16 protein-coding genes and 1 tRNA gene are annotated in these 20,162 nt (G+C 59.9%); 9 read left to right on the top strand and 8 right to left on the bottom strand.

Annotation, left to right across the window (positions count from 1 at the left end; translation table 11 throughout):
- Nucleotide 1: 1 nt before the first annotated feature.
- Both ngg and ACP90_RS12080 read left to right on the top strand, forming a co-directional pair.
- Nucleotides 2-1,783: an N-acetylglutaminylglutamine synthetase gene (gene ngg / locus ACP90_RS12085; RefSeq protein WP_062488486.1), complete on the top strand. Its 1,782-nt coding sequence runs from the start codon at nt 2-4 to the stop codon at nt 1,781-1,783.
- The gene (locus tag ACP90_RS12080; protein ID WP_055654850.1) at nt 1,780-2,952 is read left to right on the top strand and encodes an osmoprotectant NAGGN system M42 family peptidase; all 1,173 of its coding nucleotides are present in this window, start codon (nt 1,780-1,782) and stop codon (nt 2,950-2,952) included. Before ngg ends, ACP90_RS12080 begins: the two co-directional genes overlap by 4 nt.
- Nucleotides 2,953-2,976: 24 nt before the next feature.
- Here ACP90_RS12080 and ACP90_RS12075 read toward each other — a convergent pair whose 3' ends face one another.
- The 4 genes from ACP90_RS12075 to ACP90_RS12060 all read right to left on the bottom strand — a co-directional run bounded on the left by ACP90_RS12075 (nt 2,977) and on the right by ACP90_RS12060 (nt 6,161).
- Nucleotides 2,977-3,651 (bottom strand): class I SAM-dependent methyltransferase, encoded by a 675-nt coding sequence (locus ACP90_RS12075; RefSeq protein WP_062488485.1) that lies wholly within the window; start codon nt 3,649-3,651, stop codon nt 2,977-2,979.
- On the bottom strand, nt 3,648-4,481 hold the full coding sequence (gene phnE / locus ACP90_RS12070; protein WP_062488484.1) for a phosphonate ABC transporter, permease protein PhnE: 834 nt from the start codon (nt 4,479-4,481) through the stop codon (nt 3,648-3,650). The genes ACP90_RS12075 and phnE (ACP90_RS12070) overlap by 4 nt, the downstream gene beginning before the upstream one ends.
- Nucleotides 4,474-5,226, bottom strand: coding sequence for a phosphonate ABC transporter ATP-binding protein (gene phnC / locus ACP90_RS12065; protein WP_208993513.1), 753 nt, complete (start codon nt 5,224-5,226; stop codon nt 4,474-4,476). Before phnC (ACP90_RS12065) ends, phnE (ACP90_RS12070) begins: the two co-directional genes overlap by 8 nt.
- Nucleotides 5,227-5,288: 62 nt before the next feature.
- Entirely contained in the window at nt 5,289-6,161 is an 873-nt protein-coding gene (locus tag ACP90_RS12060; RefSeq protein ID WP_062488482.1) for a PhnD/SsuA/transferrin family substrate-binding protein, read from the bottom strand.
- 298 nt (nt 6,162-6,459) lie between these two features.
- Between ACP90_RS12060 and phnC (ACP90_RS12055) the strand changes: the two genes are divergently transcribed.
- The 4 genes from phnC (ACP90_RS12055) to phnE (ACP90_RS12040) all read left to right on the top strand — a co-directional run bounded on the left by phnC (ACP90_RS12055) (nt 6,460) and on the right by phnE (ACP90_RS12040) (nt 10,225).
- Complete coding sequence (phnC, locus tag ACP90_RS12055; protein ID WP_062488481.1) at nt 6,460-7,281, top strand: phosphonate ABC transporter ATP-binding protein; 822 nt, start codon at nt 6,460-6,462, stop codon at nt 7,279-7,281.
- A gap of 89 nt (nt 7,282-7,370) precedes the next feature.
- Complete coding sequence (gene phnD, locus ACP90_RS12050; RefSeq protein WP_062488480.1) at nt 7,371-8,282, top strand: phosphonate ABC transporter substrate-binding protein; 912 nt, start codon at nt 7,371-7,373, stop codon at nt 8,280-8,282.
- 168 nt (nt 8,283-8,450) lie between these two features.
- Complete coding sequence (gene phnE, locus ACP90_RS12045; protein ID WP_062488479.1) at nt 8,451-9,365, top strand: phosphonate ABC transporter, permease protein PhnE; 915 nt, start codon at nt 8,451-8,453, stop codon at nt 9,363-9,365.
- A gap of 2 nt (nt 9,366-9,367) precedes the next feature.
- The gene (gene phnE, locus ACP90_RS12040) at nt 9,368-10,225 is read left to right on the top strand and encodes a phosphonate ABC transporter, permease protein PhnE (RefSeq protein ID WP_062488478.1); all 858 of its coding nucleotides are present in this window, start codon (nt 9,368-9,370) and stop codon (nt 10,223-10,225) included.
- Nucleotides 10,226-10,443: 218 nt separating this feature from the next.
- Here phnE (ACP90_RS12040) and ACP90_RS12035 read toward each other — a convergent pair whose 3' ends face one another.
- Complete coding sequence (locus ACP90_RS12035) at nt 10,444-11,619, bottom strand: alpha-D-ribose 1-methylphosphonate 5-triphosphate diphosphatase (RefSeq protein WP_062488477.1); 1,176 nt, start codon at nt 11,617-11,619, stop codon at nt 10,444-10,446.
- A 362-nt stretch (nt 11,620-11,981) separates the two neighbouring features.
- A tRNA-Leu gene (locus ACP90_RS12030) sits at nt 11,982-12,067 on the bottom strand.
- Nucleotides 12,068-12,287: 220 nt separating this feature from the next.
- Here ACP90_RS12030 and map point away from each other — a divergent pair.
- The 3 genes from map (at nt 12,288) to ACP90_RS12015 (ending at nt 16,350) form a co-directional block, all read left to right on the top strand.
- Nucleotides 12,288-13,118: a type I methionyl aminopeptidase gene (gene map / locus ACP90_RS12025; protein ID WP_023001049.1), complete on the top strand. Its 831-nt coding sequence runs from the start codon at nt 12,288-12,290 to the stop codon at nt 13,116-13,118.
- A gap of 66 nt (nt 13,119-13,184) precedes the next feature.
- Nucleotides 13,185-13,898, top strand: coding sequence for a DNA repair protein RadC (radC, locus tag ACP90_RS12020; RefSeq protein WP_062488476.1), 714 nt, complete (start codon nt 13,185-13,187; stop codon nt 13,896-13,898).
- Between the two features lie 172 nt (nt 13,899-14,070).
- The gene (locus ACP90_RS12015) at nt 14,071-16,350 is read left to right on the top strand and encodes a bifunctional diguanylate cyclase/phosphodiesterase (protein ID WP_062488475.1); all 2,280 of its coding nucleotides are present in this window, start codon (nt 14,071-14,073) and stop codon (nt 16,348-16,350) included.
- Between the two features lie 76 nt (nt 16,351-16,426).
- Here ACP90_RS12015 and ACP90_RS12010 read toward each other — a convergent pair whose 3' ends face one another.
- Nucleotides 16,427-17,383, bottom strand: a complete 957-nt coding sequence (locus tag ACP90_RS12010) for an ArgK protein (RefSeq protein WP_062488474.1) — start codon at nt 17,381-17,383, stop codon at nt 16,427-16,429.
- A gap of 41 nt (nt 17,384-17,424) precedes the next feature.
- A complete protein-coding gene (gene ppdK, locus ACP90_RS12005) occupies nt 17,425-20,097 on the bottom strand; it encodes a pyruvate, phosphate dikinase (protein ID WP_062488473.1) in 2,673 nt (890 codons plus the stop codon).
- Between the last annotated feature and the right edge of the window lie 65 nt (nt 20,098-20,162).

Genomic DNA, 20,162 nt, shown 5'->3' with positions numbered 1-20,162 from the left:
CATGGCCGAGAATGAACCTTCGCGACCGAAAGGTGCGTTTGACCACCGCCTGAAGCGCATGCGCCAGCATGGGCTCAAACCGGAATACCGGCTGGACGAGACGGAAGCCCAGAAGAACCGGTTCATCGATTGCGGCTGGGGACGGCTGGTTTTTGCCAACACCTATGGCGAAACCGAGAAACTGGTCGAGGTCCTGCGCAACGAGCGACCGGACAGACGCGACATCGCGTTCTATGTGCGTGATCCGCATGTACTGGTCGGCTCGGCCCCGCAGGAGCTGTTCCTTGACCCCTCGCACACGTTCCGCCTGGATCTCGCGACCTACCGGCCGGCGCGCAATCGTCGCAAGGGCTTCACGGTACGGCGTTTGTCTTCCCGCAGTGATGCGGAGGCGATCAACGAACTTTATCTCACTCGCGGCATGGTGCCGGTGCCGCCGGAGTTCTTCTGGTCGCAACTCGATCCGCGCACCATCACGGTACTCGTGGCGGAAGAAGACGAGACCGGGGTCATCGTCGGCACGGCAATGGGCGTCGATCACAGCCGGGCCACCAATGATGCCGATCTCGGCAGTTCGCTCTGGTGCCTTGCGGTTTCCCCACAGGCCCGGTTTCCGGGCATAGGGGAAGCCCTGGTCCGGCGCATGGCGGAGGTCTTCAAGGGCAAGGGCGCACCGCACATGGACCTGTCGGTGCTTCACGACAACGAACTTGCCATTGGCCTTTACGACAAACTCGGCTTCGAGCGGGTTCCCTATTTCACCATCAAGCGCAAGAACACCATCAACGAGGCCCTGTTCGCCGGCCCTGCCGTTGAAGACAAGCTCAACCCTTACGCCACCATTGTCGTGAACGAGGCACGGCGGCGCGGTATCCAGGCGGAGATCATCGACGCGGAAGGCGGTTTCTTCCGTCTGTCCTATGGTGGCCGCTCGGTCGCCTGCCGGGAGTCCTTGAGCGAATTCACCAGCGCCGTCGCCATGTCCATCTGCGACGACAAGGCCACCACGCGCCGGATCGTCCAAAGGGCCGGTGTAAACGTGCCTGACCAGATCCTGGCAGGATCCGCTGATGAGATCGCCGCGTTTCTGGACCAGCACGGTTCGGTTGTGGTCAAGCCGGCGCGCGGTGAACAGGGCAAGGGCATCGCCATCGGACTGACAACGACCGAAGACGTCATGGCTGCGGTCGAAGTCGCCCGTACCTACTCCAATGATGTTCTGGTGGAGGAATTCGTGACCGGTCAGGATCTGCGGCTTGTCGTGATCGACTACAAGGTAGTGGCGACCGCTCTGCGCAAACCGGCCGAGGTCACCGGAAACGGCAAGGCCACGATTGGAGAACTGATCGAAATACAGTCCCGCCGCCGATCTGCGGCAACAGGCGGGGAATCCAGGATCGAAGTGGACGACGAGGTTCTGCGCTGCCTCACAGCCAACGGCTTTCAGCTGGAAGATATCCTGCCCGAAGGCAAGACCTTGCCGGTCCGCCGTACGGCCAACCTCCATACCGGCGGCACCATTCATGATGTGACTGGCGAAACCCATCACACCCTGATCGAAGCCGCGATCAAGGCAGCGCGCGCAATTGAAATTCCGGTGACAGGCATTGACTTGATGGTCAAAGACCCGCGACAACCGGAGTACCGCTTTATCGAGGCGAACGAGCGGCCGGGGCTCGCCAACCACGAACCTCAGCCAACCGCAGAACGCTTCGTGGACTTCCTGTTTCCCCTGTCGGTGCCTCAACCCGTCAGGACGACCTTGAACCGGGCCGGAACATGACCTTGCTGAATATCGATATTTCCTATTTGAACGATCGACTGAAGGAACTTCTGAAAATCCCAAGCCCGACGGGCTATACGGACGAAATTGTCCGTCACGTTTCCAAGGAACTGGAGGCGCTGGGGGTATTTTACGAAATTACCCGCCGTGGCGGTGTTCGGGCGAGAGTGTCCGGCAAGTCGCGCCGCCCCGCGCGGGCCTTCGTATCGCATCTCGATACGCTTGGGGCTCAGGTAAAATCGTTGAAAGACAACGGTCGGCTGGAACTGGTGTCTATCGGCCACTGGTCCGCCCGCTTCGCGGAAGGAGCCCGCACGACGATCTTTTCCGAAAGCGGCGCCTACACCGGCACCATATTGCCGCTGAAGGCGTCGGGGCACACCTACAACACCGGCGTGGATGAACTTCCGGTCGGCTGGCCCTACGTCGAACTTCGCGTAGACGCCTATTCCAAGTCGGTAGACGACCTGCACCGGCTTGGTATCGACGTCGGCGACTTTGTCTCCATAGACCCGGCGCCGGAGTTCCTGGAAAACGGCTTCATCGTTTCCCGCCACCTGGACAACAAGGCAGGTGTTGCGGTGATGCTGGCAGCGATCAAGGCGCTGGTGGAATCCGACATCGAACCGACGGTCGACGTGTTCTGGCTGTTCACGATTGCAGAGGAAACCGGCCATGGCGCCCAGTCCATCCTGACGCCAGACATCGCGTCGCTGGTTGCCATCGACAATGGCACCACTGCCCCAGGGCAGAATTCGGACGAATTCGGCGTCACGATCGCCATGGCGGACCAGACCGGACCGTTCGACTATCATCTCACCCGCAAGATGGTCCAACTCTGCCGGGACAACGACATCAAGTTCCAGAAGGATGTCTTCCGCTTCTATCGCTCGGATGCGGCAACCGCCATCGAGGCGGGTGCGGACGTGCGCACGGCGCTGATCACATTTGGTGTTGATGCCAGCCACGGCTACGAGCGCATCCACATGCACGCGCTGCGCTCGCTCGCCGAACTGGCGACCGGCTATGCCCTCAGCCCGGTGGAAATCCAGCGGGACGCCCGCGAGTTTGCGGACCTCAAGGGCTTTACCCGTCAGCCGACTGCCGATGCCGACCAGACACTCAATCCGGAGACGGACGAACCGCTGCCGGAACCGGCGGGCGAATAACGCCCGCCGCCGAGACCGGCTCGTTCAGTGGTTGAGTTCCGCGATCATGTGCCAGTGCCACGAGCCGGGCTTCGAGTGCACCTTGTCTTCCAGGTAGCTCAGCTCAAACCGGTCGAACAGCGACACCAGCTCACTCGCATTGCAATAGAAATGCGGGTGATCCTTGTCGTCGTCCCCTTCACGAACCCACGTGTCCGCGGCAATTTCCGTCCCGATCCCGAAGTTCGCGTTGCGCTTTGACAGCATGGTTCCCTGGTAGATCCCGCCAGGTTTCAACACCCGGGCAATCTCCGAAATGGCTGTACGGACGATCGACGGATCACCGTGATAGATCACGTTGAAGGACAGGACATAGTCGAAACTGTCGTCCTCAAAGGGCAGCGACGTCATCGGCGCCAGATGCGTCGCGATCTGCATGCTTTCCAGTACCGCGCTCTTTTTCAGCTCACCCAGCCCGGCTTCGGAGAGATCCATCGCGTGGGTCTCGAACCCGGCGCGGGCAAAGGAAAGCGCATGTCGGCCAACCCCGCAGCCCAGATCCAGGGCCTTCACCGGCCCCTGCTTCTGAAGTCTTTCGATCAGACCGGCAACGTCAGCCTCCGGACGCAGCCAATCCGCTCGGCCTTCTTCTGTCTGCCAGCGCTTGTCCCACGCGAGATGGGCGGTATCGGTTTTTTCCAGAGTGTGCGTGTCGCTCATTGAGACGATCCTTCCAGTATCCGGCTGCGGGCGATTGTGCCAAGCCGCTCAACACAAAGAACCAGCACGAAGATCATCAGGATGATGGTCATCGCGAGCTGGTAGTCGAAAAAGTCCATGGCCACCTTGAGTTCGATGCCGATGCCCCCTGCCCCGACAAGACCGAGCACGACTGAGGAGCGGGTCGCCTTTTCAAGCGCGAACAGCGAGGTGGTGATGAAGGAGGGCATCGCGGCAGGTACCACTGCACAGAAGATCGTGTCGAAACGCCCTGCACCGGCCGCTGTCAGCGCCTCGGTTGGTCCTTTCTCCACATCCTCCATGGCTTCAGCGAAGAAGCGTCCGCAAAAACCGATGGTGTCGACGGCGATCGCAAGCATGCCCGCGAATGGGCCAAGTCCGACCGAAATGACAAAGACCAATGCCCAAACCAGATCCGGCACCGTTCTGAAAAGGGCAACCAGCAAGCGAGCACAGGTATAGACAGCCCGGGATAACATCGACGGCCGCGTCAGGCCTTTCGCGGCCAGGATCGCCAACGGCAGGCTGAGGACGATGCCGATAAGTGTGCCCGCGAGCGCCATCTGAAACGTTTCCAGCAACGCCTTTGACAGTTGCGGCAACCTTTCCAGAGAGGGCGGCCACGCCCTCGACAGGAAGTCGACCAGCGCCGGACCGCCAGAAACCAGCGCGGAAAATGACCAGCCGGCCCCCTGAAATGACCAGACAACGAAGGCCAGCAGCGCGACATAGGCGACAAAATGAAATGCACCCGGGCGTTCGAACCGATCCGGCATGCGGGAGCGTTTCAATGTCACAAGATCAGCCATAATGCTTCCCCAGATCCGCAACACTCAGGTTGCTGCTCTTCTCGTCCAAAACGACTTCCCCTTGCCGAATTGCAAGGACCCGATCGGAGTAGGCGAGCGCCTGTTGCACGTTGTGCGAGGTGAACAGGAGCGTGATCCCCTCCTCCCGGGTGAGTTGGCGGAAGAGGTCCATCACCTCCTGGCCGGCAACCGGGTCAAGGCTGGCAACGGGTTCGTCCGCGACGATCATTCTGGGCTGCTGCATCAAGGCTCTGGCGATCGCAACCCGCTGGGACTGACCACCCGAGAGCTGGTCCGCCCGTTTCAGTGCATGGTCCGCGAGCCCTACCCTTTCGAGGCACGCCATAGCCCGGTCACGCAAGGCCGTTTTGGCGAGAAACTGCGACCAGCCGCGCATGCCACCGGTGCGGCCCAGGTTGCCATGGATTACGTTGGTCAACGCCGAAACACGAGGCACCAGGTTGTGCTTTTGAAAGACAAAGCCGACCTCGGTGCGAACCCGCCTGAGCTGGCGCTGTCGCGCGGAGGAAATGTCTTCACCGAACAACAGAACCGAACCGGCTTCCGGCTCGATCAGACGCAGCGCGCAGCGCAATGCGGTCGATTTTCCAGCACCGTTTGAACCGATCAAGGCAACAGCTTCCTCACGGCCCACGGAGAAGGAAACTTCGCGCAGCACGCTCCGGTCCTTGCCGAAAGTCTTGCAAAGGCCTTCGACCTTCAGGTCACACGGCGTCTCCGTCACGGGCTGTCGGGCTGGGACCGCCGGCGCGATTGCGCCGGCGGACTGGAGCAGAGGCTGCGCCATTATTCGCCGATGAACTTGTCGTATTGCGGGAAACCGGCGGTGGTGTACATGGACCGCACCAGGTCATAGGCACCATCTTCGATCGCCACCAGATCCATGCCCGAATACTTGTCGTTTTCCTCGTGCTGCAGGATCGCGGCGATGATCGATTTCTTGTTGTCGAGGATCGCCTGACGCAGGCTCTGCGCTGTCGCGGGATCGACATGGGCTCCGGCCATGATCATGTCGTTCGGCAGATCGCCGGAACGGGCGATTACCCGGAAAAAGCCGTTCGGGACGCTATCATCCTTGTTGCGGGTGCCAATCCACGAATTGTGATTGATCCCGATGGCGGCAACATCACCCTTCTTCAAGGCTTCATGCGCAATGTTGCGCGAAGTATGCAGCTTCTCGATGTCCTTGACCGGATCGACGCCATAATCGGCCATCAGCTGCATCGGGCACAGCATGTTAGAAGTGGAACCGATATCACCGAAGGCCACCTTCTTGCCCTTGAGATCGGCCGGCCGCGTGAAACCGCTGTCGGCTCGTACGACGACGGCACAGAAGTAATCCGGGCGGCCAAGACCTATAAGCGGACGGGCTTCGGTCAGTTTGTTGATCACGATGTACTCGGCAGGACCGGTTACGACAAAGTCGACGCGTTGGGCGCGCAAGGCTTCAGCCGCTGCGGTCCGGCTGGTAACCGGGAAAAACTCGAAGGTGTGGTCTGTTGCATTTTCAAGGGCGTTCTTGAACGGCCCCCATTCAACCTGCAGCCGCTCCAGGCCCTCCACGTCGGTAACGGCCAGTTTGAACGTGTCGGCCAGGGAAGAAGACAGGGAAACGGCAAGAACGGCAGCCGCGAGTGCGGCGGATTTCAAAAAGCGCATGACAGGAACTCCTCAGACAGCCGAAACAAAGCCGGCAAGGCAACAGGAGCGTAACGACACGCGCGCCGCGGAACGTGACCGTATTATGTAAATTTTACGAAATTTACATCAGAGAAAGATGGATCTACGAAGCAGAAAATTTCTTTAACTTCGAACTTCCAGACAAATCTTGATCTTATTTGTTTTCCGGCAAATTTTCTCAATGCCTCTGTCGTAAAACTTCATAAAAGTATAATCGTATAGACATCTGTTCTCGGCACATGTCTGCTAGTTCGCTCTCCGTTTTTCGGAGGGCCCGATGCTGGTCATTGAGCAATTATCTAAAGTCTTTGGAGACCTGACCGCGGTGGACAGTGTCTCCCTTGCCATTCCCAAGGGACAGATGGTCGGCGTGATCGGCCGGTCCGGTGCCGGCAAGTCCACGTTCCTGCGCATGATCAACCGGCTGGCCGACCCCAGCCGGGGGACGATCCTCAACGAGGGAAAGAACATCACGGCCCTGAAGGGTCGCGATCTGCGCCTTTGGCGCGCGTCCTGCGCCATGATCTTTCAGCAGTTCAATCTCGTCGAGCGCATGGATGTGCTGACCAATGTCATGGTTGGCCGCATCGCCCACACAGGGTTCCTGCGCTCCATGACACGATCCTTCACTGACGAGGATCGCGCCCGCGCTATCGAAGCCCTGGACCGGCTGGACCTTGTGCCCCAGGCGCTGCAACGCGCGGGAACCCTTTCCGGCGGACAGCAGCAGCGCGTCGCCATCGCCAAGGCGCTGGTGCAGAACCCGCGCATCATGCTGGCCGACGAACCGATTGCTTCACTTGATCCGGCCAACGCCAGCCGTGTGATGGACGCCTTGCGCGAAATCAACCGGACGGACGGTCTTACGGTGCTGGTCAACCTGCACACGCTCGACACTGCCCGTGCCTACTGCGACCGGATCATCGCAATGAAGGACGGGCGGGTTCAGTTCGACGGCACGCCGGACGCCCTGACTAGTGAAAGGGTTCGGCAGATTTACGGATCCGACGATCTTTCCGGTGACATCAACGAAGCAGTCACCTCCACCTCCCTTTCGACAACCACTTCCCGGCCGCCGATGAAGGCTGTCGGGGCCTGACCTTCGCGAAGCGGATCATCCGCTCTCGCTCTTGAAGCGGCCTTTGCCGCGCAAATCGCCGGATCTGCCGGCACCAAAGGAGACTTGAGATGAAGGCCATTTTTGCAGCAGCCGTTTCCGCTGCCGTTCTTGCAGCCTCCCCGGCCGTGGCGGACAGCTGGAAGGACCAGTACAAGACAGTCAAGTTCGGCATTCTTTCCGGTGAAAACGAAAAAGACCGGATCGCCCGTTACACGCCTTTCGAAAAGTACCTGGAGAACGAACTCGGCGTTGATGTCGAAATCTTCACCGCCGGATCCTATGACGGCGTGATCCAGGCCATGGCGGCCGACCAGATCGAATTCGCCTTCTTCGGTTCGTCTTCCTATGCCGCTGCCTACACGGAAACCAACGGCGGTGTCGTTCCACTTGTCTCCCGCCTGCAGAAGGACGGTTCCACCGGTTATTTCTCGGTCGTCGCCGTGCGTTGCGACAGCGGCTACAAGACCCTTGAGGACCTGAAAGGCAAGACACTGGCATTTGCCGACCCGGACAGCACGTCCGGTTATGCGGTGCCATACTTCAACCTCAGCAAACAGGGCTACGAGCCGAAAACCTATTTCGGTGCCATTCCCTTCTCCGGGGCCCATGAAACCGGTGTGCTTGGTGTCTACAACAAGCAGTATGACGCTGCCGCTACCTACATCACCAACGAGGAAGACGGCATTCCGCAGCGCATGGTCACCAAAGGCATGATCGAGAAGGACTCGATCTGCACCATCTGGAAATCACCGGAAATCACTTCCGGTCCGCTGGCCGCCCGCAGCAACCTGCCTAAGGGCCTGATCGATGCCATGCGCACCGCAGTCATGGAAATCCCGGAAAAGGATACGCTGGCCTTCATCGAAATGACCGGCGGCGAAGACAGCACCCAGGAAGCGTGGATCGAGGTTGATCACGACCGTTACCAGTGGATCGTCGAAATGCGCGACTGGCTGAAGAAACAGCGCCGCGGCGGCTGACTTTTCAGAGCGAGGGAGGAAACCGGCTGATCCGGGTTCCACCCGACGACCCGACCATCGTCATCTCGGGCGGCACTTCGCGTCTCCCGGGATGACGCCTGGAAAAACTTGTGGCGCAGAACGCTGCGGCGTCAGCGCCTCCTGCCTAAAATCATTGGAACTAGAGGCATGACAGCGCTCTCCCCTGCCATTGACCGGTTCGAAATCGATTATGCTGCCGCCCGCCGGTCAACCCTCCGGGTAAACCTCGTCTCGACCACGGTCTTCGCACTCTGCTTCGTCGCAACAGCGTGGTTAGGCGGTTTCTTCGACATGACCGACGTCACCCTGCCCGATGGCGACCGTTTGTCCATGTGGAAGATCTGGGCAGGTTTGCCGCGGCTTGGAGAGTATCTCTACAAGACCTTGCCGGAGCTTCACCGCGAGACACTCGGGGCGGATCTTGTCGGTTGGTTCTGGCGCTGGAAGGTCTGGCTCTGGCTGCTCCTGGAAACGATCCTGATCGCCTATATGGCTACATTGCTTGGCATCGTCGGTGCGTTTCTCCTCAGTTTCCCAGCGTCACGGAACCTCTCCCCCAACAGACTGGTCCTGAACGTCACCCGCCGGTTCCTGGAAATCATCCGGACGGTTCCGGATCTCGTCTGGGCACTCATTTTCGTATTCTGTTTTGGCGTCGGCCCGCTGGCCGGTGTTCTCGCCATCGGTCTTCATGCCACCGGCGCTCTCGGCAAGCTCTATTCCGAAGCCAACGAAAATGCCGACATGCGCCCGCTCGAAGGCATCAAGGCGTCGGGTGGCACCTGGTTCGACCAGATCCGCTACGGCATCGTGCCCCAGGTTGTCCCGAATATCATCAGCTACACGCTGCTGCGGTTCGAGATCAACGTTCGGTCCTCCTCCATCATCGGCTTCGTCGGCGCAGGTGGCCTGGGCCAGGAGATCCGCGTGGCAATGTCCTTGCAGGAATACACCGATCTTTCGGCCCTGTTCCTGATCGTCTTCCTCACCGTGATCGTCATCGACATGCTGAGCGAAAAGGTGCGTCACCGCATCATCGGCCTGACCGGAAAAGGCATCTGACCATGACCGCACGATCTCCAGATATAGCGCGCGCCAGAACGCTCGTTCCAGGCGCCTTTTCAACGCCGCTCCGGACACGACTGACCCGTCTCGCCGGCTGGTCGGCCTTCCTTCTTTTGACCGGCTGGTGCCTGTGGGATTTCGGCTTTGCGCCTGAAAAACTCCTTCACGGGGCAACCCGCTTTGGCGATGTGCTCGCCTTCATGTTTCCACCCCACATCTGGACAAGCTGGGCGGAATGGCAGGAAGTTCTGAAAGGTCTCGGGGAAACTGTCGCCATGGCATTCATGGGCACGCTTCTGGGAGCCCTGGTTGCGTTTCCACTGGCATTCCTGGGCGCCAAGAACATCCTGCCACTGTCCTGGCTCCGGCTTGGTGTCAGGCGCGGTTTCGACGCTCTGCGGGCGATCGAACAGCTGATCCTCGCACTCGTCTTCATCCGCGCCTTCGGCCTCGGGCCGCTGGCCGGCATTCTGGCCATTGCGGTTTCGGAAGTCGGCACCTTTTCGAAGCTCTTTTCGGAAGCCATAGAGAACACCAGTCAAAAGCCGGTTGAAGGCGTGCGCGCTTCCGGCGGCGGCAGCCTGCAGACAATCCGCTTTGCGGTTCTGCCGCAGGCCCTGCCAGTGATCCTGTCGATCATCCTCTACAATTTTGAATCCAACACCCGCACCGGCACCATCCTGGGCATTGTCGGCGCCGGAGGCATCGGCTTCCTCCTCGCCGATCGCATCCATGCCTACCGCTGGCCGGAAGCCTGGACGATCATTTTCCTGATCATCTTCATGGTCTACCTGATCGACGGTTTCTCCGGTTTCCTGCGGCGGCGGATCATCGGCGGGGAACCGGGGCGAAAGTGATTTTCACCTAGGGGAGAAGCAGCGTTTTTCTCCTCCCGCCGAGTTTCCTTTTTCCGCTGCATGCCTCCCAATCAGCAAGACCTCGGAAAATCCTGATCAGCGCCTCATGCTCACCTCGGAAACGGCATGGATGCCATGGCTCGACCATGGCATCCAGGCCGTGACCTCACCACACGATCAGTCCCCAAAAAGGCAACGCACATCGAACAGTCGAATGATCAGAGCACTCGCTGTCCGTTCCGCCAGGCCTGCTTGATGAAGGGATGCCCGTTGAGGACGCCGACGTGAAGCAGGTCGGCGCGTTTTCCTTCTGCGATCTCGCCTCTGTCTGACAGTCCGGCAACCTCGGCCGGGGTTTTCGAAACCATCTGGATAGCTGCCGGAAGGTCGGCGTGGAACGCATCGTCCAGCCCTACAAGAAACGCACAGTCGAGTAGCGAGCGCGGGACGTAGTCCGAAGCCAGGATGTCGACGAGATCTTCCGCCAACAGTGCGCTGACCGCGATGTTGCCCGACTGGGATCCGCCGCGAATGACGTTGGGCGCACCACCGACGACGTGCATTGCGTGGCTCTTGGCCTTGCGGGCTGCCTCCAGTGTGCAGGGAAATTCCGAAACACTGATGCCCTCGCCGAGGGCTTCGTCGATGTGTTCGAGTTCCGTGTCGTCGTGACTGAGCAGCGGCAGCTTGTGCGCATGCGCCAGCGCGACCACAGCCGGACGAACCTTCGAGCTGATTTCATCGGAGAAGTTCAACAGCTCCTGCGTCTCACGCTCAGCAACGGCACGTGTTTCGCCCGTGTCGGCCATGCGGCGGTGAATATAGGCCTCGACGTCCTTGCTCTGGCGCCGGCCCGGCAGGTGTTCCATCACCGACACCATGCGCACGATGTCTTTGCCGATGTTTTCTTCCGTCAGGCGCGTGGTCTCGCCATCGGTGATCTCGCAGCGCAGATGCACCAGATGCTCCGACTTGAGCATGCCTCCGGACTGAAGCGTTTCCAGGGCGTCGATCATTGGCGCCAGGATTTCGCGGCGCTCCGGGTTCTTGATCGTCGCCCCCACGCAGAGGCTGTCGAACACGGTGGTGATGCCGCTGCCGATGATCTGAGCATCATGGGCCATCGCCGCTCTGAGCGGATCCCAGCGCACGTGTGCACGAGGAAAGACATGCTTTTCGAAATGATCGGTGTGAATGTCGACCAGCCCCGGCAGCAGGTAATCACCCTCGAGATCGAACCCGGCTTGCGGCGCACTGCCCTGGTCCACCGAGACGATCCCGCTTTCGGAAAAGGCAATGTGACCGCTGACGACTTCATCGGCGAGCACCAGCCGGGCGTTTTTCAGAACTATCAGGGCGCTGCCGGAGGGCACGCGATTGTCGGCATAAGTCATGGAAACTCCTTCCGGCGAGCAGGTCGAACGAATTCAAGGATGGCCCGGTAGCGGACCGCAATGAGATATGACACCGCGAGAGCGGGAGTGAACTGGGGCCGGAAGCAAACGCGTTTCCGGTTGATCGACCGATGATCTAGCGCTCTTTCGGGCGCAAATTGTGACAGTCGTTCAACGGATCCGTGACAATCCGGAAAAATCTGCAGATTGCAGGCGAAGGGATGGATTAGCAGGGTCGGACACAAAATCTGCGCTCAACCGGCTGGAAAGGCAAGAGCACAGGGAAGAATGACAGGCCCGAAAGGGAACCTAGAACCAGGCCGCCGCTGAAGCGGGCCAAAGGCCGGTAGCGCAACAAACCATGGTGCGGGCGACGGGACTCGAACCCGTACAGCCTAGGGCCGAGGGATTTTAAGTCCCTTGTGTCTACCAATTCCACCACGCCCGCTTTTCCCTTCCCCTAGCTCTCCTGCCCGAAAAGCGCAAGAAGGCACGGCCGCTTTTCAGCGCACAGGCGGGAAGTTTCCACGTCCGCCTGATTTTGCGGGAACACAAGCTGGAAAATAGGCGCTTTGGGCGGTATGAGAACAGGTAACGGATAATTGGTGCCGAACAGGGCCTAGTGGGCTTAGAATGGCACCGGATAATTGTGAGACACGGTAAACCCCATGGTCAGCTATATCGATGCTTCGGAAGCCCCTTTGAAAAACACAGGTCAGGTACGTTTGTACGGCCCTGAAGATTTTGAAGGCATGATGCGCGCCGGACAGCTGACCGCAGCCTGTCTGGACGAACTGGCCGACATCGTCAAACCGGGCACGACCACCCAGGAAATCGACGACTTCGTCTACCAGTACGGCATGGATCACAACGCCATTCCGGCGACGCTGAACTATCGCGGCTATACCAAGTCCTCCTGTACGTCGATCAACCATGTCGTCTGTCACGGCATTCCCAACGACAAGGCCCTGCGCGAGGGCGACATCGTCAACATCGACGTGACCTTCATTCTGGACGGATGGCACGGCGATTCCAGCCGCATGTATCCGGTCGGCCAGTTGAAACGTGCCGCCGAGCGCCTGATCGATGTGACCTATGAATCGCTGATGCGCGGTATCGAGGCTGCCAAGCCGGGCAACACCACCGGTGATATCGGCGCTGCCATCCAGACCTTTGTCGAGGCTGAACGCTGTTCGGTCGTGCGCGATTTCTGCGGGCACGGACTTGGCCTTCTGTTCCACGACACCCCCAACATCCTGCATTACGGGCGTCCTGGCGAAGGCGTTGAACTGAAGCCGGGCATGATCTTCACCATCGAACCGATGGTCAATCTGGGCCGTCCGCACGTGAAGGTTCTCAGCGACGGCTGGACGGCTGTCACGCGGGACAGATCCCTGTCCGCCCAGTTCGAACATTCCATCGGCATCACGCCTGAAGGCTGCCAGATCTTCACCACGTCCCCCAAAGGCATCCACAAGCCGGGCCTGCAGACGGACTGATTGTTCGGCCTGAAATCCGTTTACCGGCGATGCGCCGTCATCTGACAGCAGCTGACGCAGGAGCTCATGAAAGAGACGACGACCGCCAGTGAAGCACCGGCCTCAACCGGCAGCGACCACAAGGGACACCGCCAGCGGCTGCGGGAACGATTTCGTAAAACGGGCGAGCAAGGTCTCGCCGATTATGAACTCCTGGAATTCCTGTTATTTTCCGCCCTGCCCCGCCAGGATACAAAGCCGATCGCCAAAGCGCTGCTTCAGCGCTTTGGTTCCTTTCCGGCAGCCCTTGCCGCCCCCCGGGAACGGCTCAAGGAAATTCCGGGGCTGTCCGACATCAGCATAGATGCGCTTCAGGCGGTACATGCATCGGTCATCCGCTTTCACAAGGCCGGTCTGGAAAAACGGCAGGTGCTCGACAGCTGGCAGAAGGTCATGGACTACCTGCAGGTTTCCATGGGGCTGGCCCCGGTAGAGCAGTTCAGGATCCTGTTTCTCGACAAGAAAAATGCGCTTATCGCAGATGAGGTTCAGCAGACGGGCACGGTCGATCACACCCCGGTCTATCCGCGCGAAGTGATCCGGCGCGCCCTGGAGCTTTCGGCAACGGCCCTGATCCTTGTCCACAACCACCCGTCGGGCGATCCGACCCCATCACGCGCCGACATACAGATGACCAAGAAAATCGTCGATATTGCCGGCCCACTCGGGATCGAGGTGCATGACCATATCATCGTTGGTCTGCGTACAAACGTCAGCTTCCGCAGCTTACAGCTGATTTGAGCTGTTCGAGCAACGGACAGGCCAAGTCTTGGGGCCTGTACAGCTAAGCTCTTTAAGACTGTTTGCAAAACCGGATCGGGAGTTTTGCGACTTTACCCTTAATTTACTTAGAATTTGCGGCATTCCTTAACCCAGATCGACAATACTCGGGCCAAATAAATCGGGCTCGTATATGTACAATTCGTCTAAAAACTCCGGCGGACAGATAGCAAACGCGATCATTATTCCGATGGTCGTGATCGTCATGATATCCGTTGTCGGTATTTTCGGCCTGTTGCACTGGTCTGCCCGCCTGTCGGACGAAACCGCTGTCGAATCCCAGAACAAGCTCATTTCCGGCGCTTTGCAGCTGACCCAGAATTACATGGTCAAGCAGCAGAACGGCGTCGTAATCTGGGACGAAGCCTATCACCGGGTCAATCAGATCAACCCGGACGAAGGCTGGATCTACAACAACCTGATGCACTGGCTGTTCCAGAACCACGGTTTTTCCAAGTCGATCCTGATCAACCGCGATTACGGCGTGCAATATGTCTACGCGCAGAACCACACCAACAAGTGGATGACGCAGGAGTTGCTTCAGGAACTGAAGCCCGCCGTTGCCAAGGTTCGCGCCCGCTACATCATTTCCTTCCGCCGCACACCATCCGGGCTCTACAGTTTCATTCCGCAAAGCAGCGACGCGCGCCGGTCGATTGCCGAAACCGGCCTCGTCTCCCTGGCGGGCGAACCGTATCTCTTCAGTGCCGCCGCCATCATGCCGCAGATCCAGTCGATCTCCCGGGTCCGTTTCCCGCCGTCAGTGCTGGTAAGTCTGGTACCCTTGCGGGGTGAAAAGCTGACGGAAATCTCGGAAATGTCACGCCTTGACGGGTTTGTTCTCGCCAACAACCAGACCCAGCGCGATGGCGTCGGCAGGTTTCAGCTGAAGTCCCCGCTTGGACAGGATGTCGGCCTGATCGCCTGGCAGACAACCGAGCCCGGCAGCCAGATGATACGCCGGATCAATCCGTTCCTGGCCTTGGCGGCGTTCATGATTGCCGCCGTGGTCATCGCCGTGACCATCTTCACGCGCCAGATGACCAAACGTCTTGCACGCAGCGAAGCCAAGGCAGTCCACTCCTCGCGTCATGACGCCCTGTCCGGCCTGCCGAACCGCGCGCGGTTCCATGCACTTTTGACGGACACGCTGGACGAAAGCGTTGCCAAGGGAACGAATACCGCCGTCGTCTACATCGACCTCGACCATTTCAAGGACATCAACGATACCCTTGGCCATTCCGCCGGTGACAAGGTAATCACTGCGGTCGCCCAGAGACTGCAGCGCGTCATTCCCGAAACCGGGATCGTTGCGCGCATCAGCGGCGACGAATTCGCGATGGTCATCAAGAACTGCGAAGACGATGTCTGGCTGGAATACATCCTCGACCAGGTGCAGGACGAAATCAGCCGTCCGATCATGATCGGGCGCCGTGAACTTCACGCCAGCCTCTCGATGGGCGCAGCCATTGCCCCGCGCGACGGCAACGATCCGGACGAGCTGCTGCGCAAGGCCGATATCGCGCTTTATGATGCCAAGGCAAACGGCCGGAACCGCCGTTCCTTCTTCGAACCGAACATGGAACATCACGTCCAGTCCAAGGACCGGCTGTCCCGCGAACTTCGGCTGGCGCTCAAGAACGACGAACTGACACTTGCCTACCAACCTCAGTCCGACACATCGGCCAAGCGGATCGTCAGCGTCGAAGCGCTGGCTCGCTGGACCAAGGAAGACGGCACCGTCATTTCCCCGGCGCAGTTCATTCCGGTGGCCGAGGAAACCGGCCTGATCAACGAACTGGGCATCTGGGTGCTCAACAAGGCCTGCGCCAAGGCGCACGAATGGCCCGGCATCACCGTTTCGGTCAACGTTTCGCCAAACCAGTTCAAGCATCCGCGGTTCGTCGAAAAGGTGATGGCGATCCTTGCCGCCAACAACCTGCCGCCACAGCGCCTGGAAATTGAAGTCACCGAAAGTGTTTTCGCAGGCCGCAACGATTCGGTGCTGAAGGCCCTGCGCAGGCTGAAGAACCTGGGCGTGAAGGTTGCGCTCGATGACTTCGGCTCAGGTTATTCCAGCCTCAGCTACCTGCGCCGCTTCCCTTTCGACACGCTCAAGATCGACCGGGATTTCGTTTCCGACATGAACGGCAACGCCGAAGCCGAGGCCATCCTGGTATCGATCATCCAGCTCGGCAAAGCGCTTGGCATGACCATTGTTGCAGAAGGCATCGAGACGCTGGAACAGATCCGTTTCCTGCAGGCACACGACTGCAACCGAATGCAGGGCTATTACATTTCCCGGCCGCTGACGGACACCGCCCTGACCGCGTTCCTGGACGAATTTCACCGCGTCGGTACGCCCGGTTACGGTACAGACCTGAGCTATCAGGTACGCGCGGCGGAAGCTTGACGACACTTCGTAAGGGCAAATGCCTGCCCGTCAGCCCTTCGATTTGTTCTGGAACGACCTTTAAACGCTACCAGGCTCAAAGACCCAGCAACGGACGGAGCCTGGCGGCAAACCCGTGAAAGCTCGCAAAGGGAGCCGTCTCGGCCAATGTCAGCCAGTCCTGCTCTACCCCGGCAGCCAGCTTCAGGCCAGCGTGACCGAATTCCGCACGCACCATATCCCTGAACCAGGCAACATGCTGCGCTTTGCGTTGGCGTTGCAAGGCCTCGCCTGACGCGATGTGCGCATGGTGGCGCGTCCAGTGGTCAACCAGATCATCAACACCGCTGAGGGTTTGCGCGGAGACTTCGCACACAGGCACCTTCCACCCTGCAGTGCTGTCGGTATCGCTCAATGACAGGGCGCCCGCGACATCCGAGGCAGCCCGACGGGCAAGCACACCCATATCTGCCTTGGTGACAGCCACGATATCCGGCAGCTCCATGATGCCGGCCTTCATGAACTGCAGACTGTCACCCGATCCGGGCTGGATACACAGAACAACCGTGTCGACAGCCTGCTTCAGGTCCCCTTCCGATTGTCCGATACCAACGGTTTCAACGATCACGCAGTCGCACACGCACCGGAGAACGGCAATTGCCGCAACCGCATGATCGGAGAGGCCCCCGAGGCGATCTCGCGCCGCCATGGAGCGGACGAAGACGCCATCGTCGGATGGATCGGTTTTCAGGCGGGTTCGGTCACCCAGAAGGGCACCACCGGTCACCGCGGAAGACGGATCAATCGCAAGCACAGCCACAGTCTGCCCTGCCGACCGGCACGCCTTGATGAGCGCGTCGGTCAGACTTGATTTGCCGACGCCGGGCGGACCGGTGAGGCCCAACACTTTCGCGGAGGCTTCACCGGCGGCCGAATCCAGAAAAGCCGCGGTTTCGGCGTCCTCCGCATGGCTTTCCAGCCGGCTGAGAACCCGCGCGAGCTGCCTCTTGCCACCCGCGCGCAAGGTGTCCAGCTGGGGGTAAGCATCGCTCACACCGCGCTCCCCTTGGCCTCGACCGGAGTTTTCCGCCCCATTCAGCTTCCGGACTTGAATTTCAAGGCCGCCTGAGCTGCAGCCAGGCGGGCAATCGGCACACGGAACGGCGAGCAGGAGACGTAGTCTAGACCGACGCCTTCGCAGAAGGAGATCGAGGCCGGATCACCGCCATGCTCCCCGCAAATGCCAAGCTTGATGTCGGGACGGGTCGACCGGCCGCGTTCAACGCCGATCTTGATAAGCTCACCCACGCCTTCCTGGTCGAGCGAAACGAACGGATCCTGCTCCAGCAGGCCGCGCGTCTGATACGTCCCCAGGAAGGAAGCCGCATCATCGCGCGAGATACCGAACGTGGTCTGCGTAAGATCGTTGGTACCGAAGGAGAAGAACTCGGCAGACTGTGCGATTTCCGCCGCTTTCAGGGCGGCGCGCGGCAGTTCCACCATGGTGCCGATCTGGTATGTCAGTTCCGCTCCGGTTTCGCTCATCACGGCTTTTGCCATGGCCTCGATGCTCTGGCGTACGAGGTCGAGTTCTCCCTTGAGGCCGACCAGCGGAACCATGATTTCCGGAACCACCGGTGCGCCGGTTATCTTGGCAGCCTCGACAGCCGCCTCGAAGATGGCCCGGGCCTGCATTTCGGCGATTTCCGGATAGGAAACCAGCAGACGGCAGCCGCGATGGCCGAGCATCGGGTTGAATTCTTCCAGTGCCAGCGCCCTGTCGCGAAGCAACTCCGGATCGGCGCCCATGGCTTTTGCGACGTCCGCCAGTTCCTCTTCCGATTTCGGCAGGAATTCGTGCAGTGGCGGATCCAGCAGACGGATCGTTACCGGCAGGCCGTGCATGATTTCGAAGAGATCGGTAAAGTCCTGCCGCTGCATCGGTAAGAGTTTTGCAAGTGCTGTCCGGCGTCCGGCTTCGGTCTCGGCCAGGATCATCTCGCGCACGGCAATGATACGCTCGCCTTCGAAGAACATGTGCTCGGTGCGGCAAAGGCCAATACCTTCAGCGCCGAACTCCCGCGCAACCTTGGCGTCTTGCGGCGTTTCCGCGTTGGTGCGCACGCGCATGCGGCGCACCTTGTCGGCCCAGCCCATCAGTGTGCCGAAATCGCCGGAGAGCGTCGGCTGCAGCATCTCGACCTCACCAACCAGAACCTGTCCGGTGGCTCCATCGATGGTGATGATGTCACCTTCCTTCAACTGCCGTCCGGCAGCATTGATCACACCGTTGCGATAGTCGATCCGCAGCATCCCAGCCCCGGCGACACAGGGCTTGCCCATGCCGCGCGCCACCACGGCCGCGTGGCTTGTCATGCCGCCCCGGCTGGTCAGAATACCCTCGGCCGCATGCATGCCATGGATGTCTTCCGGGCTGGTTTCCACGCGAACAAGAATGACCTTGCGCCCCTCCGCCTTGGCTTTTTCCGCTTCGTCGGAGGAAAAGACGATGGCACCGGATGCAGCGCCGGGAGAGGCCGGCAGGCCGGTTGTGATCACATCGCGCTTTGCTTTCGGATCAATTGTCGGGTGCAGGAGCTGGTCGAGCGCAGCAGGCTCCACGCGGCCAATGGCCTCTTCCTCACCCAACAGCCCTTCGGCTACCATGTCGACCGCGATCTTCAGCGCCGCCTTGGCGGTGCGCTTGCCCGACCGGGTCTGCAGCATCCAAAGCTTGCCCTTCTCGATCGTGAACTCCAGGTCCTGCATGTCCCTGTAATGGGCTTCCAGCTTGGCACAATAGGTCTGGAATTCGGCAAATGCCTCCGGCATCAGCGCTTCCAGCGACGGGCTGGAAGACCCGGCCCCGATGCGGGCCTTCTCGGTAATATCCTGCGGTGTCCGGATGCCGGCAACCACGTCCTCGCCCTGTGCATTGACCAGGAACTCGCCATAAAGGGCGTTTTCGCCAGTGGAAGGGTTCCGGGTAAAGGCGACGCCGGTCGCAGAGCTCTCGCCCATGTTGCCGAACACCATGGCCTGAACGTTGACGGCAGTTCCCCAGGAGGACGGCAGATCGTGCAGGCGGCGATACGTCACGGCACGCGGCACCATCCAGGAACTGAAGACCGCACCGATCGCGCCCCAGAGCTGCTCCTGCGGATCCTGCGGGAACGGCTTTTCCAGTTCTTCTTCCACCAGCGCCTTGAACTTCTCGATGATGCCCAGCCAGGCATCCGCATCGATTTCGGTATCGAGCGTCAGTTCATTGCGTTCCTTGTACTCTTCCAGAATTTCTTCAAACTCATGGTGGTCGAGGCCCAGCACCACGTCGGAATACATCTGGATGAAGCGGCGGTAGCTGTCGTAGGCGAAACGCCTGTCTCCCGCCTCTTGCGCGATCGCTTCCACCGTCTGGTCGTTAAGGCCGAGGTTCAGGACGGTATCCATCATGCCGGGCATGGAAACACGGGCACCGGAGCGTACGGAAACAAGCAGCGGCCGTTCCGGGTCACCAAACTTGCGGTTGGTCGCCTCACCGACCTTGTCCAGCGCTTCGGCAACCTGTGCCGTCAGAGCGTCCGGATAGGATTTGTCATGCTCGTAGTACCAGGTGCAGACTTCCGTGGTGATGGTGAAGCCCGGTGGCACGGGCAGACCCAGGCTGCTCATTTCGGCAAGGTTTGCGCCCTTCCCACCGAGAAGATTACGCATATTCGCTGCACCTTCTGCAGCACCATTGCCGAAACTGTAGACCCACTTGGTCATCTGATACTCTCCTCGCCTAGTTCGGTCTGCGGCGTCTCGCGCGCAGCCAACTCGCATTATCATTC

This window comes from Labrenzia sp. CP4, assembly GCF_001579905.1.
GTDB classification, from domain to species: Bacteria; Pseudomonadota; Alphaproteobacteria; order Rhizobiales; family Stappiaceae; genus Roseibium; species Roseibium algicola.
Note: the sequence above shows the minus strand (reverse complement) of the source record. Positions and strands in the feature narration are given on the sequence as shown.